Source organism: Pseudomonas acericola (SeqCode) (assembly GCF_053456465.1).
This window is the reverse complement of the sequence record NZ_JBRFJB010000001.1, coordinates 97,696-112,632: the sequence shown is the minus strand read 5'-3', so window position 1 is coordinate 112,632 and position 14,937 is coordinate 97,696. Positions and strand designations below refer to the sequence as shown.

At 60.7% G+C, this 14,937-nt stretch carries 15 protein-coding genes; 3 read left to right on the top strand and 12 right to left on the bottom strand.

The window, feature by feature from the left end:
• Nucleotides 1–35: 35 nt before the first annotated feature.
• From thrC to ffh, 10 genes are all read right to left on the bottom strand, one after another.
• Nucleotides 36–1,445, bottom strand: coding sequence for a threonine synthase (gene thrC / locus ACU688_RS00505; protein ID WP_448183285.1), 1,410 nt, complete (start codon nucleotides 1,443–1,445; stop codon nucleotides 36–38).
• A 103-nt stretch (nucleotides 1,446–1,548) separates the two neighbouring features.
• On the bottom strand, nucleotides 1,549–2,853 hold the full coding sequence (locus ACU688_RS00500; RefSeq protein WP_448183284.1) for a homoserine dehydrogenase: 1,305 nt from the start codon (nucleotides 2,851–2,853) through the stop codon (nucleotides 1,549–1,551).
• Nucleotides 2,854–2,982: 129 nt separating this feature from the next.
• A complete protein-coding gene (locus ACU688_RS00495; RefSeq protein ID WP_017736772.1) occupies nucleotides 2,983–3,714 on the bottom strand; it encodes a thioredoxin fold domain-containing protein in 732 nt (243 codons plus the stop codon).
• Nucleotides 3,715–3,856: 142 nt separating this feature from the next.
• Complete coding sequence (gene xerD, locus ACU688_RS00490) at nucleotides 3,857–4,753, bottom strand: site-specific tyrosine recombinase XerD (protein ID WP_448183283.1); 897 nt, start codon at nucleotides 4,751–4,753, stop codon at nucleotides 3,857–3,859.
• Between the two features lie 152 nt (nucleotides 4,754–4,905).
• Nucleotides 4,906–5,319 (bottom strand): acyl-CoA thioesterase, encoded by a 414-nt coding sequence (locus ACU688_RS00485; protein ID WP_017736774.1) that lies wholly within the window; start codon nucleotides 5,317–5,319, stop codon nucleotides 4,906–4,908.
• 82 nt (nucleotides 5,320–5,401) lie between these two features.
• The gene (rplS, locus tag ACU688_RS00480; protein ID WP_003175895.1) at nucleotides 5,402–5,752 is read right to left on the bottom strand and encodes a 50S ribosomal protein L19; all 351 of its coding nucleotides are present in this window, start codon (nucleotides 5,750–5,752) and stop codon (nucleotides 5,402–5,404) included.
• 45 nt (nucleotides 5,753–5,797) lie between these two features.
• Nucleotides 5,798–6,571, bottom strand: coding sequence for a tRNA (guanosine(37)-N1)-methyltransferase TrmD (gene trmD, locus ACU688_RS00475; RefSeq protein WP_177413985.1), 774 nt, complete (start codon nucleotides 6,569–6,571; stop codon nucleotides 5,798–5,800).
• Nucleotides 6,553–7,089 carry a ribosome maturation factor RimM gene (rimM, locus tag ACU688_RS00470; RefSeq protein ID WP_003175898.1) on the bottom strand — a complete coding sequence of 179 codons (537 nt, stop codon included), beginning with the start codon at nucleotides 7,087–7,089 and terminating at the stop codon, nucleotides 6,553–6,555. The genes trmD and rimM overlap by 19 nt, the downstream gene beginning before the upstream one ends.
• Nucleotides 7,090–7,094: 5 nt before the next feature.
• The gene (gene rpsP, locus ACU688_RS00465) at nucleotides 7,095–7,346 is read right to left on the bottom strand and encodes a 30S ribosomal protein S16 (protein WP_003238923.1); all 252 of its coding nucleotides are present in this window, start codon (nucleotides 7,344–7,346) and stop codon (nucleotides 7,095–7,097) included.
• Between the two features lie 250 nt (nucleotides 7,347–7,596).
• The gene (gene ffh, locus ACU688_RS00460) at nucleotides 7,597–8,973 is read right to left on the bottom strand and encodes a signal recognition particle protein (RefSeq protein WP_003193965.1); all 1,377 of its coding nucleotides are present in this window, start codon (nucleotides 8,971–8,973) and stop codon (nucleotides 7,597–7,599) included.
• 234 nt (nucleotides 8,974–9,207) lie between these two features.
• Here ffh and ACU688_RS00455 point away from each other — a divergent pair, with 234 nt between their 5' ends.
• The 3 genes from ACU688_RS00455 (at nucleotide 9,208) to ACU688_RS00445 (ending at nucleotide 12,964) form a co-directional block, all read left to right on the top strand.
• Nucleotides 9,208–10,020 carry a cytochrome C assembly family protein gene (locus tag ACU688_RS00455; protein ID WP_124525025.1) on the top strand — a complete coding sequence of 271 codons (813 nt, stop codon included), beginning with the start codon at nucleotides 9,208–9,210 and terminating at the stop codon, nucleotides 10,018–10,020.
• Between the two features lie 12 nt (nucleotides 10,021–10,032).
• Entirely contained in the window at nucleotides 10,033–11,271 is a 1,239-nt protein-coding gene (locus ACU688_RS00450; RefSeq protein ID WP_448183282.1) for a transporter associated domain-containing protein, read from the top strand.
• Nucleotides 11,272–11,650: 379 nt separating this feature from the next.
• Nucleotides 11,651–12,964: an MFS transporter gene (locus tag ACU688_RS00445; RefSeq protein ID WP_207040576.1), complete on the top strand. Its 1,314-nt coding sequence runs from the start codon at nucleotides 11,651–11,653 to the stop codon at nucleotides 12,962–12,964.
• Between the two features lie 95 nt (nucleotides 12,965–13,059).
• Here ACU688_RS00445 and purT read toward each other — a convergent pair whose 3' ends face one another.
• Both purT and ACU688_RS00435 read right to left on the bottom strand, forming a co-directional pair.
• Nucleotides 13,060–14,241 carry a formate-dependent phosphoribosylglycinamide formyltransferase gene (gene purT / locus ACU688_RS00440; RefSeq protein ID WP_124525028.1) on the bottom strand — a complete coding sequence of 394 codons (1,182 nt, stop codon included), beginning with the start codon at nucleotides 14,239–14,241 and terminating at the stop codon, nucleotides 13,060–13,062.
• A 69-nt stretch (nucleotides 14,242–14,310) separates the two neighbouring features.
• Complete coding sequence (locus tag ACU688_RS00435; RefSeq protein ID WP_448183281.1) at nucleotides 14,311–14,778, bottom strand: preQ0 transporter; 468 nt, start codon at nucleotides 14,776–14,778, stop codon at nucleotides 14,311–14,313.
• Nucleotides 14,779–14,937 lie beyond the last annotated feature (159 nt).

The window sequence follows — 14,937 nt, the reverse complement described above, 5'->3', positions numbered from 1 at the left end:
AAGACGGGCTTGAGCAACCTCGCAAAGCCGTTGGATCAGAGCGGCTTGCCACGATTGCCGTGCTGGCTCACAAACGCCTGCACTGCTTTCAGATCATTGGCCAACACGGTGCAACGCTCTTCACGCTCGAACAGGTCGGACAGGTGCGCCGGCAATTCCAGCGCCTTGCCAACACCCGCCTTCTCCACCGCTTCCGGGAATTTGACCGGGTGCGCGGTGCCGAGGATCACCATCGGGATGTCCAGGCTACGACGGCATTCGCGGGCGGCCTTCACACCGATGGCGGTGTGTGGGTCCAGCAACTCGCCGGTCTGGGCGTAGACTTCGGCGATGGTTTCGCAGGTCTCTGCGTCATCCACGGCCAGGGAGTCGAACAGCTTGCGGGTTTCGGTCCAGCGCTCTTCTTCAACGCTGAAACCGCCACCGCTCTTGAAGGTGTCCATCAAGCCGGCAATCGCCGCGCCGTTGCGACCGTGCATGTCGAACAGCAGGCGTTCGAAGTTCGACGAGACCATGATGTCCATCGACGGCGACAGCGTGGCGTGCAGGGTTTCCTTGACGTACCGGTTGCCGCTCATGAAGCGGTGCAGGATGTCGTTGCGGTTGGTGGCGACGATCAACTGGTTGATCGGCAAGCCCATGTTGCGCGCCAGGTAACCGGCGAAGATGTCGCCGAAGTTACCGGTCGGCACGGAGAACGACACCGAACGCGCCGGCCCGCCCAACTGCAGCGAGGCATGGAAGTAGTAGACGATCTGGGCCATGATCCGCGCCCAGTTGATCGAGTTCACTGCGACCAGGCGCGTGCCTTTGAGGAAGCTCTGGTCAGCGAAGCTGTTCTTGACCATTTCCTGGCAGTCATCGAAGTTGCCTTCGATGGCGATGTTATGGATGTTCTCACCGAAGATGGTGGTCATCTGGCGACGTTGTACTTCCGACACGCGCTGGTGCGGGTGCAGGATGAAGATGTCGACGTTTTCGCAGTGCTTGCAGCCTTCGATGGCGGCCGAACCGGTATCACCGGAGGTAGCACCGATGATCACCACGCGCTCGCCGCGCTTTTGCAGCACATAGTCGAGCAGGCGACCCAGCAGTTGCAGGGCGAAGTCCTTGAACGCCAGGGTCGGGCCGTGGAACAGCTCCAGCACCCACTCGTTGCCGTTCAGCTGGCGCAATGGCGCGATGGCGCTGTGGGAAAACACGCCGTAGGTTTCTTCGAGGATCTTCTTGAAATCTGCATCCGGGATGCTGCCGGTGACGAACGGGCGCATCACCCGGAACGCCAGCTCGTGGTACGGCAGGCCGGCCCAAGACGCGATTTCTTCCTGGGTGAAGCGTGGCAGGTTTTCCGGCACGTACAGGCCGCCGTCGGTGGCAAGGCCTGCCAGCAGGACGTCTTCGAAATTCAGGGCCGGTGCCTGGCCGCGGGTGCTGATGTAGCGCATGAAAGCAAACCTTTGGTTTGGGCTTCAAGCTTCAAGCTGCAAGCTGCAAGTTAAAGCGAATCGGCTTCCACTTGCAGCTTGTAGCTAATAGCTTGCAGCTAAATTAATTCAAATGTTCGACGCGAATACGGACGACCGGCCCAACCACGCCCTGAAGAGCTTCGAGGGCCCGAATGGCATCGTTCATGTGCTGTTCGAGCACGCGGTGGGTCAGCAGGATCATCGGCACCTGGCCGTTTTGCTCCTCGACTTCCTTCTGCATGATCGACTCTATGTTGATACCGCGCTCCGACAGGATGCTCGCGACCTGGGCCAACACACCCGGGTGGTCCTGGGCCTGGATGCGCAGGTAGTAGGCGCTTTCGCAGGCTTCGATCGGCAGGATCGGGTGGGCCGACAGCGAATCCGGCTGGAAGGCCAGGTGCGGTACGCGGTTTTCCGGGTCGCTGGTCATGGCGCGAACCACGTCCACCAGGTCGGCGATCACCGACGAAGCGGTCGGCTCCATGCCGGCGCCGGCGCCGTAGAACAGGGTCGAACCGGCGGCATCACCGTTGACCATCACGGCATTCATCACGCCATTGACGTTGGCAATCAGGCGGTCGGCCGGGATCAGGGTCGGGTGCACACGCAACTCGATACCGGCTGGGGTGCTGCGCGCCACGCCCAGGTGTTTGATGCGGTAGCCCAAGGCTTCGGCGTAGTTCACGTCGGCGGTGGTCAGCTTGGTGATGCCTTCGGTGTAGGCCTTGTCGAACTGCAGCGGGATACCAAAGGCGATGGACGCCAGGATGGTCAGTTTGTGCGCCGCGTCGATGCCTTCGACGTCGAAGGTCGGATCAGCTTCGGCGTAACCCAGGGCCTGGGCTTCGGCCAGCACGTCTTCGAAGGTGCGGCCCTTCTCGCGCATTTCAGTGAGGATGAAGTTGCCGGTGCCGTTGATGATGCCGGCAACCCAGTTGATGCGGTTGGCGGACAGGCCTTCACGGATCGCCTTGATCACCGGGATTCCACCGGCCACGGCGGCTTCGAACGCCACGATCACGCCCTTCTCACGGGCCTTGGCGAAGATCTCGTTGCCGTGCACGGCGATCAGCGCCTTGTTGGCGGTGACCACGTGCTTGCCATTCTCGATCGCCTTGAGCACCAGCTCGCGGGCCACGGTGTAGCCGCCGACCAGCTCGATGACGATATCGATTTCAGGGTTGGTGGCAACGGCGAAGACATCGTTGGTAATCGCAATACCGGTCGTTTCGAACTGAGGCTTTGGCGAACGCGTGGCAATTTGCGCCACTTCAATCCCGCGACCTGCGCGGCGGGAAATTTCTTCAGCATTACGCTGAAGTACGTTGAAGGTGCCGCCACCGACGGTCCCTAACCCACAGATGCCTACTTTGACCGGTTTCACTGAAGAACTCCCCATGAAACGGCCGACGCTAGGTCGGCCGTGGAAAACAGCCGCACGACTGCGGCTTGCAATTAACGACCCGCCGACGTGTCAGCGAGCCTTGATCGTCGATGCTTCGACGATGCTGGTTTATTTGGCACCGAGCGCCAGTTTGGCAACTTGTGGTGCCGGCTGGTAGCCCGGAATCACTTGGCCGTCGGCCAAAACGATGGCCGGTGTACCGTTCACACCGATGGACTGGCCGAGGGCGAACTGCTTGGAAACCGGGTTGGCGCATTTGGCCGCCTTGATTTCCTTGCCATCGACCATCTTGTCCATGGCGGCTTTCTTGTCGGCCGAGCACCAGACGGCTTGCAACTGCTCGTCACCCGGCGAGCCCAGGCCCTGGCGCGGGAACGCGACGTAGCGTACTTCCACGCCCAGCTTGTTCAGCGCGGGCACTTCGGCATGCAGCTTGTGGCAGTACGGGCAGGTGGTGTCGGTGAACACGGTGATGTGAGTCTTGGTCTCGCCAATGGCCGGGTACACCACGGTCTCGGCCACCGGAATACCATTGATCAGCTTGGATACGCCCAGGCGCTCGGCTTTCTCGGTGAGGTTGACCGGCTTGCCGTCTTTCAACTGGAACAGGTAGCCCTGGACGATGTACTGGCCGTCGGCACTGGCGTACAGCACGCGGCTGCCCTTGAGCTTGACTTCATACAGGCCGGCCATCGGACTGGCGCTGATGCTTTCGATCGGCGTGTCGAGTTGCAGGTTGGCCAGGCTCTTGCGGATGGTCTGCTCGGCAGCGTCATCGGCGACAACAAAGGTGGAAACCAACGCAATGGCTGCGGCGGCAATAATCTGGGTCAAGCGCATGGGAACTCCTGAAGGCAGATGCAGGGACGGGTGCAGGAACACTGAACTGAAAACACAGGTTTGGGCCGCCCCCTTTGCTAACCGGCAAAGCCTACCACAGTTGGGCCGCAGGGCAGCCCGCAGCGGCTTAAATTGGCGTTTTTCACCCGCGCGGGTGGTGCTTGGCGTGCATATCCTGCAAGCGCGCACGTGCCACATGGGTGTAGATCTGGGTTGTGGATAAGTCGCTGTGGCCGAGCAGCATTTGCACGACGCGCAAATCCGCACCGTGGTTGAGCAAATGCGTGGCAAAAGCATGGCGCAAGGTATGGGGCGACAGGCTTTTATTGATCCCGGCGACCTTGGCCTGATGCTTGATCCGGTGCCAGAACGTCTGGCGGGTCATCTGCTCGCCACGCTGGCTGGGGAACAGCACATCGCTGGGGCGCCCGCCGAGCAACTCACTGCGCCCGTCGCGCATATAACGCTCGACCCACACGATCGCTTCCTCACCCATCGGCACCAGCCGCTCCTTGCTGCCCTTGCCCATCACCCGCAACACGCCCTGGCGCAGGTTGATCTGTTCCAGAGTCAGGCTGATCAGCTCGGTCACCCGCAGGCCACAGGCGTACAACACCTCCAGCATGGCGCGGTCGCGCTGGCCGATGGCTTCGCTCAGGTCCGGGGCGGCGAGCAACGCATCGACGTCGGCTTCCGACAACGACTTGGGCAACGGCCTGCCGAGTTGTGGCATATCGACTTGTAGGGTCGGGTCGAGGGCGATGAGTTTTTCCCGCAGCAGGTAACGATAGAAGCCACGCACGCCGGAGAGGAATCGCGCGGTGGAACGCGGCTTGTAGTTCTGCTCAAGACGCCAGGCCAAGTGATCGAGGATCAGCTCGCGGCCGGCGTTGAGCAGTTCGAGGTTTTTTTCCTGTAGCCAGCCATTGAACAGCGCCAAGTCGCTGCGGTAAGCCTGGCGGGTGTTGTCTGATAGGCCTTTTTCCAGCCAGAGGGCGTCGAGGAAGCGGTCGATCAAGGGGTGGTCGATGGCGGGCATGGGGGCTCAGGCAGATTGCTGTAGTGTCTGTTAGATCCTATCGCAGGCAAGCCAGCTCCCACAGGGGTTTTGTGTCTGGCCAATGATTTGTGACCGACACCGATCAAATGTGGGAGCTGGCTTGCCTGCGATGGCCGCAACTCGGTCTCAAGTCAGTCAACAAACCCAGGCAACACCGGCACCGGCCGCTTATCGGCATCAATCGCCACAAAGCTGAACACTCCCTGGATCGCCCGTTCACGGCCATCGGCACTCATGCTCTCGACAAACACTTCCACTTCAACCTTGAGGCTGGTGTTACCCACTTTGATCACCCGGCCGATCAGTTCAACGATGGAGCCGGCAGGGATCGCATGATTGAAGTCGATACGGTCGGTAGAAACCGTCACCAACGGCAATCGGCAAAACCGCGTGGCGGTGATGAACGACACTTCATCCATCCAGGCCAAGGCCGTGCCGCCGAACAGCGTGTTGTGGTGGTTGGTGGTCGGCGGGAACACCGCCTTGGTCACATGGGTCACGGACAAGTCGGTACGGCGCTGGATTTCTTCAAGGCGGGTGGTCATTAGCAATTACCGGCAAATAGACAAATTTCAGGCACAAAAAAGCAGCCCGTAGGCTGCTTTTTTCTGCATCGGGAAGCTGGACTTAAGCCAGTTTTTCCTTGATGCGAGCTGCTTTACCGGACAGGTCACGCAGGTAGTACAGCTTGGCTTTACGTACGTCACCGCGACGTTTAACGGCCATGCTGTCGATTTGCGGGCTGTAGGTCTGGAAAGTACGCTCTACGCCAACACCGTTGGAGATTTTACGAACAGTGAAAGCACTGTTCACACCACGGTTACGCTTGGCAATTACCACGCCTTCGAACGCTTGCAGACGCGAACGGTCGCCTTCCTTCACTTTCACCTGAACGACAATGGTGTCGCCCGGGGCAAAGGTAGGGATCTCTTTGGTCATCTGCTCTGCTTCGAGTGCAAGGATGATTTTGTTAGTCATGCTGTGCTCCTAAGGTAAGTCAATGGACCTACCATCGATACGTTGTTAACTATCGTCCCGCGCGAGGATGTATTCCTCGAGCAGCTTCTTCTCTTCTCCAGAAAGCGAGCGGCTTTCCAGAAGATCGGCGCGTCGTTCATAGGTCCGACCAAGGGACTGCTGTAAACGCCAACGCCGGATGTGTGCGTGATTGCCACTTAGCAATACGTCGGGAACACGCTGATCCGCATACACCTCCGGTCGGGTGTAGTGCGGGCAATCCAGCAAACCATCCGTGAAGGAATCTTCCTCCGCGGAGTCCGCATGCCCTAAAGCTCCAGGCAGCAGTCGTGTAACCGCATCTATCAGGACCATCGCCGGCAGCTCGCCGCCAGACAGGACATAGTCCCCAATCGACCACTCTTCATCGACATGAGCATCAATAAAACGCTCGTCAATGCCTTCATAGCGACCGGCAATCAGGATCAATGCTTCCTCATTCGCCATGTCGCGTACCGCAGCCTGTTTCAGCTGACGGCCTTGAGGGGACAGGTAAATTACCTTCGCCTTCTCCCCGGCTGCGGCCTTGGCCTGGGCCAACGCGTCTTCCAGGGGCTTGATCTTCATCACCATGCCCGGGCCACCGCCAAATGGGCGATCGTCCACAGTGTGATGTCGATCCGTCGTGTAGTCTCGCGGATTCCAACAGGTGAGCTGCAACAGCCCCTGTTTCACCGCCCGACTGGTGATGCCGTACTCGCTGATGGCGGAGAACATCTCGGGAAACAAACTGATCACTTCAATGCGCAGATTAGCCACGCTTAGAAGTCCGCATCCCATTCCACCTTCATCTCGCCCGCGGCCAGGTCGACGGCCAACACGCATTGCTCCGTATAGGGCAACAGGCGTTCGCGATCATCCAGGCTGCCAGCGCAAGGCTTGACCACCATTACATCATTGGCGCCGGTTTCCAGAAGATGGTCGATTTTCCCGAGCAATTGCCCGAGTTGATCAATAACCTTCAGACCTTCCAGCTGGTACCAGTAGTACTCGCCGTCGGTCAATTCAGGGAACAGGTTGCGCGGCACGCAGATCTCATAACCGGCCAGAAGACGAGCTTCTTCACGATCATCAAGACCCTTGAGCTTTGCGACCAGGAACTTGTCGCTCCCGCGTCCACTGACCAGCTCGACCTGTTTCACACTCCCTTCGCGCTTGAGCGTCCAGGTTTTGTACTGCAACAGGTTTTCAGTCGGATCAGTAAAGGAATACACCTTCACTTCGCCGCGAACGCCATGAACAGAGTAAATCTTGCCGATAACGATCAAATCATCAGCAACAGCTGGCGTCGCGTTCATATTGCTCAGGCTGCGGCCTTAGCCGAGTCTTTCAACAGCTTGGCAACGCGCTCGGATGGCTGTGCGCCAACGCTCAGCCAGTAGGCTACGCGCTCTTGGTTCACGGACAGACGAACTTCTTGACCACGAGCGATCGGGTTGAAGAAGCCAACTTGTTCCTTGTGAGAGCCGTCACGTGGGTTGCGGCTGTCAGTTACGGTCAAGTGGTAAAACGGGCGCTTTTTGGAGCCGCCAAGGGCAAGACGGATTGTTAGCATGTGAACATCGTTCCTGTAGTCGGTGCTGCAAATCTAAATGCACAGCGGGCATAGGTGCCCGAAAGGCCGCATATTCTAAGGAATATCCGGACTTTTGCAAATGTCTTTTTCTGGCGCCTATCGGCGTGCCATTCAGATCTGCTATAGAGCCGTCGGTTAAAACGGCAAGTCAGCTCCCGCTAACCGCGGGTTTGCTGGAGATCCCACGTCCCTGTGGGTCGGAGCAAAAGCAGGCTTTTGCTCGAATTCTTTACATTTTCGGCATGCCGCCGCCGGGCAACATACCGCCCATGCCGCGCATCATCTTGGCCATTCCGCCTTTTGCGGAGAATTTCTTCATCATCTTCTGCATCTGCTTGTGCTGCTTGATCAAGCGACCGATGTCCTGCACCTGGGTGCCGGAGCCCATGGCGATCCGGCGCTTGCGCGAACCGCTGATCAGCTCAGGATCGCGGCGCTCGGCCGGGGTCATGGAGTTGATAATGGCTTCCATCTGCTTGAACTGCTTCTCTGCCGCACCCTGGGCATTGCCCATTTGCGCCAGGTTCACACCGCCGATGTTCGGCAGCTTGTCCATCAGGCCGCCGAGGCCGCCCATGTTCTTCATCTGTTGCAGCTGGTCGCGGAAGTCTTCGAGGTCGAAGCCCTTGCCCTTCTTCAGCTTCTTGGCCAGTTTGTCGGCCTTGTCCTTGTCGAGCGTGGCTTCGGCCTGCTCGATCAGGCTGAGCACGTCGCCCATGCCCAGGATGCGCGAAGCGATACGCTCCGGGTGGAACGGTTCGAGCGCTTCGCTCTTCTCGCCCATACCGATGAACTTGATCGGCTTGCCAGTGATGGCACGTACCGACAGCGCGGCACCGCCACGGGCGTCGCCGTCGACCTTGGTGAGGATCACGCCGGTCAGCGGCAGTGCATCACCAAAGGCCTTGGCGGTGTTGGCCGCATCCTGGCCGGTCATGGCATCGACCACGAACAGCGTCTCGACCGGGTTGATCGCGGCATGCAGCGCCTTGATCTCGCCCATCATCTCTTCATCGATGTGCAGGCGACCGGCGGTATCGACGATGACCACGTCGATGAACTTCAGCTTCGCTTCTTTAATAGCAGCGTTAGCGATATCGACCGGCTTCTGGCTCAGGTCGGACGGGAAGAAGGTCACGCCCACTTCGCCCGCGAGCATTTCCAGCTGTTTAATAGCCGCCGGACGGTAGACGTCAGCCGACACCACCATCACGGACTTCTTCTTGCGCTCTTTAAGGAAGCGCGCCAGCTTGCCGGCGGTGGTGGTCTTGCCCGCACCTTGCAGACCGGCCATCAGTACGACGGCCGGTGGCACGGCGCTGAGGTTCAGGTCTTCGTTGGCCGCGCCCATCAGGCTTTCGAGTTCGGCCTGGACGATCTTCACGAAGGCCTGGCCCGGCGTCAGGCTGCGGGACACTTCGGTGCCCACTGCGCGCTCTTTGACCGAGTTGACGAAGTCCTTCACCACTGGCAAGGCCACGTCGGCTTCCAGCAACGCCATGCGCACTTCGCGCAGGGTGTCTTTGATATTGTCCTCGGTCAGCTTGGCCTTGCCGGTTACGTGGCGCAGCGTCTGCGAGAGACGGTCAGTCAAGTTTTCAAACATGCGCGTTCCTTTCAGGCCCTACTCATCGAAATGCAGTGGTAGACCGAGGTAATGACGGCCCAGGCTGTGGTAAATCGCTATTAAAAACAGCGCTCGGCGAGCCTGCGGCGTGGGCAGGTCGCGGATTATAGCGAAGACTGCCGCCATGCACACCCGCTGTCTGGCCTGAGAGTCTTTCGTGTTACGCGGGGGTATGCCAAACTCAGCGTCTTTCGGGCTTGCCTAACAGGATTTATGCTCCCTTTGTCACCCAGTTTGCTACCCAGCCTCGCCGCCGCCCTTTTATACGCCGCTGCGACTCTCTATCAGGGCACTCGCCTGGCCCAAGGCACCAAGGCGGACAAGCGCCTGCTGGTCGGCCTTGGCGTCGCTGCCCTGCTGGCCCACGCTGCCAGCCTGTTTACCCACCTAATGACGCCGGTCGGCCTGGGCCTGGACTTTTTCAGCGCGGCCAGCCTGATCGCGGCGGCCGTGATCGCCTTGACGTTGATCGCCTGCTCGCGCATCCCGGTGGAGAACTTGCTCGTCCTGCTATTCCCCCTGGGCGTGCTGACGGTGCTGCTGTCGCAATTCGCCCCCACCGGCACCGTCCAGGTGATCGATGAGGAGCCGGGCATCCTCGCGCACATCCTGTTGTCGATCCTGGCCTACGGCATGTTCACCATCGCGGTGTTCCAGTCCCTGCTCCTGCTGTTGCAGGACCACCAACTCAAGCACAAGCACCCGTCCGGGCTGATCAAGAACTTCCCGCCGCTGCAAACCATGGAAAGCCTGCTGTTCGGTTTCCTCTGGGCCGGCTGGACGCTGTTGTCGCTGTCACTGATCTCCGGCTGGCTGTTCGTCGAAAACCTGTTTGCCCAGCACCTGGTGCACAAGACCCTGCTGGCGTGCCTGGCCTGGGTGGTGTTCAGCGTGCTGCTGTGGGGTCGCAACCGCCTCGGCTGGCGCGGGCACAAGGCGATCCGCTGGACCCTGGCCGGTTTCTGCCTGCTGATGCTGGCCTATTTCGGCAGCAAGCTGGTTCGCGAATACATCCTGCATATCTGACGGGCAGCGATCATGGACAACTTGCCCCTGGGGCCGATGCTCGCGGTAATCGCCTTGCTGGTGTTATGGGCGGCGCTGTTTACCGCCATCGAAGCCGCACAACAACACCTGCTGGCTCTGCGCCCCGGTACACGCCAGGGTGACAAGGCCGCGGCCCGCCTGAACTTCCCGCGCAACAGCCTGATTCTGTGCAACAGCTTGTGCCGTGCGGCGGTGGTGATTCTCTGCACGCTGCTGGCAATCTACGCCTGGGCGCAAAACGGCCCTTGGCTGGGCTGGATGATTTCCTGCGCGATCCTGCTGATCCTCGCCGACTACCTGCCCCGCGCCCTCGCCACACGCTATCCGCAGGCGGTGCTGGGCTTTGGCAACACGCTGCTGGGCGTCCCCCTGAAAATCCTTTATCCCCTGGCCTGGCTGCTCAATGGCATCAGCCTGTTGTTGCTGCGCCCGTTCGCCCGCAAGTCCGGCGTGGTGAAAAAGAGCGACGAGCCGTTGCCGGACCATGATGACGAACCCGAGCCCCAGGCCGACGAAGGCCGCACGCCCGGCATGCCGGGCATCCACGCCCTGGACAACATCACCGTCAACGACATCCTGGTGCCGCGCAGCGAAGTTGACGGCATCAACCTGGATGACCCGATCGACGAGATCATCGAGCAACTGCGCACCTCCCAGCGCACCCGCCTGCCGGTGTTCCACAGCGACATCAACCAGGTCGAAGCCGTCCTCAACACCCGGCAGATCCAGCACCTGCTGCCCGACGCCAGCCTGACCAAGGAAGCGCTGCTCGCGGCTTGCCACGAACCCTACTTCGTCCCGGAAAGCACGCCGCTGCAACTGCAACTGCTGAACTTCCACAAGCAACAGCGCCGCCTGGGCATGGTGGTGGACGAATACGGCGAAGTGCTGGGCATTGTCACCCTCGAAGACATCCTTGAAGAAATCGTCGGCGAATTCGAAAGCGAACAGGGTGCGGACAACCCGCATATCGAAGCGCAGCCCGATGGCCGCTACATTGTCGATGGCGCGGCGTCGATCCGCGAGCTGAACAAGAGCCTGAACTGGCACCTGCCCAGCGACGGCCCCAAGACTCTCAATGGCTTGGTCACCGAGGCGTTGGAGACGATTCCCGATTGCGCGGTGTGCCTGAAGATCGGGCGTTACCGCCTGGAAATCCTCGAGACCGAAGACAACCGGGTGAGCAAAGTGCTGATCTGGCACACCAGTCGTGTGCCCGTCGCCGCCTGACCCCACTCGGTCAACCTGTGGGAGTTGGCTTGTGTGGGAGCTGGCTTGCCTGCGATGCAGGCGACTCGGTTCATCAGTTGCACCGAGGCGATGCTATCGCAGGCAAGCCAGCGCCCACACAAGCCAGCTCCCACAGAGATCCAGTTTCAACCCGCCAGCCTCTTGTTGTATTTCAAAACCCCTTCCTATAATCCCTGCGGCTTACCAAAGCCCCGCCCGTCCGCGTGCTACCCGCACTTCAAGCGTCCAGGCACTGCTTTACCGTGTCTGACCGGTGTTCGCTCCCATCCCGAGCCGCCCCGCGCACAACCCTGATCCATGGGTGTTCGACCAATAATAATCCGCGTCCAAACGCGCAATGACCGCCAGGGATACCGCCATGAGCACCACCTATAACGAGGCCGCGACAGACGCCGCCCCGACCAACTCGACCGCACGGGTCGCCACGGCCAGCATCGTCGGCACCGCCATCGAGTTCTACGACTTCTATATCTACGCCACCGCCGCCGCGCTGGTGATCGGCCCGGTCTTCTTCCCGCAGACCTCCGGCACTGCGCAGATGCTGGCGTCGTTCCTGACCTTCGGCATCGCCTTTATCGCCCGCCCGCTGGGTTCGGCGTTGTTCGGCCACTTTGGCGACCGCATTGGCCGCAAATCCACCTTGGTCGCCTCGCTGCTGCTGATGGGCGTGTGCACCACGCTGATCGGTTTGCTGCCGGGTTACGACAGCATTGGGGCCTGGGCGCCGATCCTGTTGTGCGTGCTGCGCTTCGGCCAGGGCCTGGGCCTTGGCGGCGAATGGGGCGGTGCCGCCTTGCTGGCCACCGAGAACGCACCGAAGGGCAAACGCGCCTGGTTCGGCATGTTCCCGCAATTGGGCCCGTCGATTGGCTTCCTCGCGGCGAACGGCCTGTTCCTGATCCTGGCCATGAGCCTGAGCGACGAGCAGTTCCGCAGTTGGGGCTGGCGTATCCCGTTCATCCTCAGCGCGGCCTTGGTGATGGTGGGCCTGTACGCCCGCCTGAAACTGCATGAAACCCCCGTATTCGCCAATGCCGTGGCCAAGGAAGCACCGGTCAAAGTGCCGCTGGTGGAGCTGTTCAGCCAGCACTGGCTGCCGGTGCTGCTGGGCGCGGCGTCGATGGTGGTGTGTTATGCGCTGTTCTACATCACCACCGCGTTTTCCCTGAGCTACGGCGTGTCGACCCTGGGTTACAGCCGCGAGACCTTCCTCGGCTTGCTGTGCTTTGCCGTTCTGTTCATGGGCCTGGCCACACCGCTGGCAGCCTTGGCCAGTGATCGCTACGGGCGCAGGCCGGTGCTGATCGTCGGCGCGATCCTGGCGATCCTGTCGGGCTTTACCATGGAGCCCCTGCTGACCCACGGCTCAACCTGGGCCGTGGCGTTGTTCCTGGCGCTGGAGCTGTTCCTGATGGGCGTGACGTTTGCGCCGATGGGCGCGATGCTGCCGGAACTGTTCCCGACCCGCGTGCGATATACCGGCGCGTCGGCGGCGTATAACCTGGGTGGGATCGTGGGTGCGTCAGCGGCGCCGTTCTTCGCGACCAAACTGGTGGCGATGGGCGGGCTGAGTTATGTCGGCGGGTATGTGTCGGCAGCAGCGTTACTTAGCTTGATTGCGGTGCTGTGCCTGAAAGAGACGCGGGATAACGATTTGAACAAGGTCGCCTGATAGATCGCTATCGCAGGCAAGCCAGCTCCCACACTTGAAGGTATTCACAATTCAAACTGTGGGAGCTGGCTTGCCTGCGATGGACGCGCCTCGGTTTACAGCTCTACAACAACAGCCTTGGAAGCACGAGTAGCCTTGGCCCGAGCCGCTTCAATCGACTCATCCCGCGCCAACGCCACACCCATCCGCCGCTGGCCATTCACTTCTGGCTTGCCAAACAAACGCAACGCCGTGTCCGGCTCGCTCAAGGCCGCGCCAAGGTTGGCGAATGCGGTCTGGGTCGACTGCCCTTCCACCAGAATCACCGCCGACGCCGAAGGCCCGAACTGGCGAATCAACGGAATCGGCAGGCCGAGAATCGCGCGAGCGTGCAGCGCGAACTGCGACAGATCCTGGGAAATCAACGTCACCAAACCAGTGTCATGCGGGCGCGGCGACACTTCGCTGAACCACACCTGATCGCCCTTGATGAACAGCTCCACGCCAAACAGACCGCGACCACCCAGGGCCTCGGTCACCGCTTTGGCAACGCGCTCGGATTCGGCCAGGGCAATCGGGCTCATGGCCTGCGGCTGCCAGGATTCCTGGTAATCGCCCTTCTCCTGACGATGGCCAACCGGTGCACAGAACGTGGTGCCGCCAATGTGGCGCACGGTCAGCAAGGTGATTTCGTAGTCGAAGTCGATAAAGCCTTCGATGATCACCCGGCCTTTACCGGCACGCCCGCCTTCCTGGGCGTAATCCCAGGCTGTCTGCACGTCATCGGCGCTGCGCAGCAGGCTCTGGCCCTTGCCCGACGAACTCATCACTGGCTTGACCACGCAGGGGAAGCCCAGGTCCTGCACGGCCTTGCTGTAGTCTTCGAAGGTATCGGCGAAGTGGTACGGCGAAGTTGGCAGATCCAGTTCTTCGGCGGCCAGGCGACGGATGCCTTCACGGTTCATGGTCAGCGAGGTGGCACGCGCCGTCGGGATCACGGTGAAGCCTTCGGCTTCCAGCTCCACCAGGGTGGCGGTGGCGATGGCTTCGATTTCCGGCACGATGAAGTGCGGTTTCTCGGCTTCGATCACCGCACGCAGGGCGGCGCCGTCGAGCATGTTGATCACGTGGCTACGGTGCGCAACCTGCATGGCAGGGGCGTTGGCGTAGCGATCCACGGCAATCACTTCAACGCCCAGGCGTTGCAGTTCGATTACCACTTCCTTGCCCAGTTCACCGCAGCCACACAGCAAAACGCGGGTCGCGGTTGGCGACAATGGAGTTCCGATTCGGGTCATCTCAGGTCCTCAGGGGAGCGGATCATGGGGAGAAAGGCCGGCATTTTACATGAACTGTAAAAATTGGCCTCAGTTGACGACGGGGCGCTTGCGCACGCGCCAGGCCGTGATCAGCCACACCACCGTAACCCCGGCGAATTTCGACGCCAACGCAGTGCCGGCCACGGCCGGGGTGAGTGCGCCGATCAGGCCGAAAAAAATAAAGGTATCGAGGGGAATGCTCAGCGCCGAACTGATCCACAGGCGGTCGTGGAGCGGGCGTTTGGTGATGCTGAACACCAGCCAGTCGATGCACTCGGACACGGCGAACGCCGTGGCGCTGGCGAGGGCGATGGCCGGGTCGGACGTCACATACGACAGCACCAACGCCGCCAGCATGGCAACGATTGCGCCGTGGCCGAAGCGGGTTTGCACCATGTCGCGCAGGATAAAGACCAGGCCACCCCAGGCGGACCAGATGACGTCCAGGTGCGGGGCGGTGGAGAAAGCGAAGTTGATCAGCACGACGCTGCTGATGTAGGCAATCAGGAAGAGCATGGGAAAGTGGACCTGTGGGTTATGCCGCACAGGGTACTTCACAATTGGAAATATGTCGTCGGGGAGGGCCTCATCGCAGGCAAGCCAGCTCCCACATTTGACCGCGTTTATCCTGAAGGAATGCGGTCAAAATGTGGGAGCTGGCTTGCCTGCGATAGC

What these genes read in the sequence shown, in the direction of transcription:
- thrC (WP_448183285.1), bottom strand. Translation starts at nt 1,445, where the DNA reads ATGCGCTACATCAGCACCCGCGGCCAGGCACCGGCCCTGAATTTCGAA.
- ACU688_RS00495 (WP_017736772.1), bottom strand. Translation starts at nt 3,714, where the DNA reads ATGCGCTTGACCCAGATTATTGCCGCCGCAGCCATTGCGTTGGTTTCC.
- xerD (WP_448183283.1), bottom strand. Translation starts at nt 4,753, where the DNA reads ATGCCCGCCATCGACCACCCCTTGATCGACCGCTTCCTCGACGCCCTC.
- ACU688_RS00485 (WP_017736774.1), bottom strand. Translation starts at nt 5,319, where the DNA reads ATGACCACCCGCCTTGAAGAAATCCAGCGCCGTACCGACTTGTCCGTG.
- rplS (WP_003175895.1), bottom strand. Translation starts at nt 5,752, where the DNA reads ATGACTAACAAAATCATCCTTGCACTCGAAGCAGAGCAGATGACCAAA.
- trmD (WP_177413985.1), bottom strand. Translation starts at nt 6,571, where the DNA reads ATGGGATGCGGACTTCTAAGCGTGGCTAATCTGCGCATTGAAGTGATC.
- rimM (WP_003175898.1), bottom strand. Translation starts at nt 7,089, where the DNA reads ATGAACGCGACGCCAGCTGTTGCTGATGATTTGATCGTTATCGGCAAG.
- rpsP (WP_003238923.1), bottom strand. Translation starts at nt 7,346, where the DNA reads ATGCTAACAATCCGTCTTGCCCTTGGCGGCTCCAAAAAGCGCCCGTTT.
- ffh (WP_003193965.1), bottom strand. Translation starts at nt 8,973, where the DNA reads ATGTTTGAAAACTTGACTGACCGTCTCTCGCAGACGCTGCGCCACGTA.
- ACU688_RS00455 (WP_124525025.1), top strand. Translation starts at nt 9,208, where the DNA reads ATGCTCCCTTTGTCACCCAGTTTGCTACCCAGCCTCGCCGCCGCCCTT.
- ACU688_RS00450 (WP_448183282.1), top strand. Translation starts at nt 10,033, where the DNA reads ATGGACAACTTGCCCCTGGGGCCGATGCTCGCGGTAATCGCCTTGCTG.
- ACU688_RS00445 (WP_207040576.1), top strand. Translation starts at nt 11,651, where the DNA reads ATGAGCACCACCTATAACGAGGCCGCGACAGACGCCGCCCCGACCAAC.
- purT (WP_124525028.1), bottom strand. Translation starts at nt 14,241, where the DNA reads ATGACCCGAATCGGAACTCCATTGTCGCCAACCGCGACCCGCGTTTTG.
- ACU688_RS00435 (WP_448183281.1), bottom strand. Translation starts at nt 14,778, where the DNA reads ATGCTCTTCCTGATTGCCTACATCAGCAGCGTCGTGCTGATCAACTTC.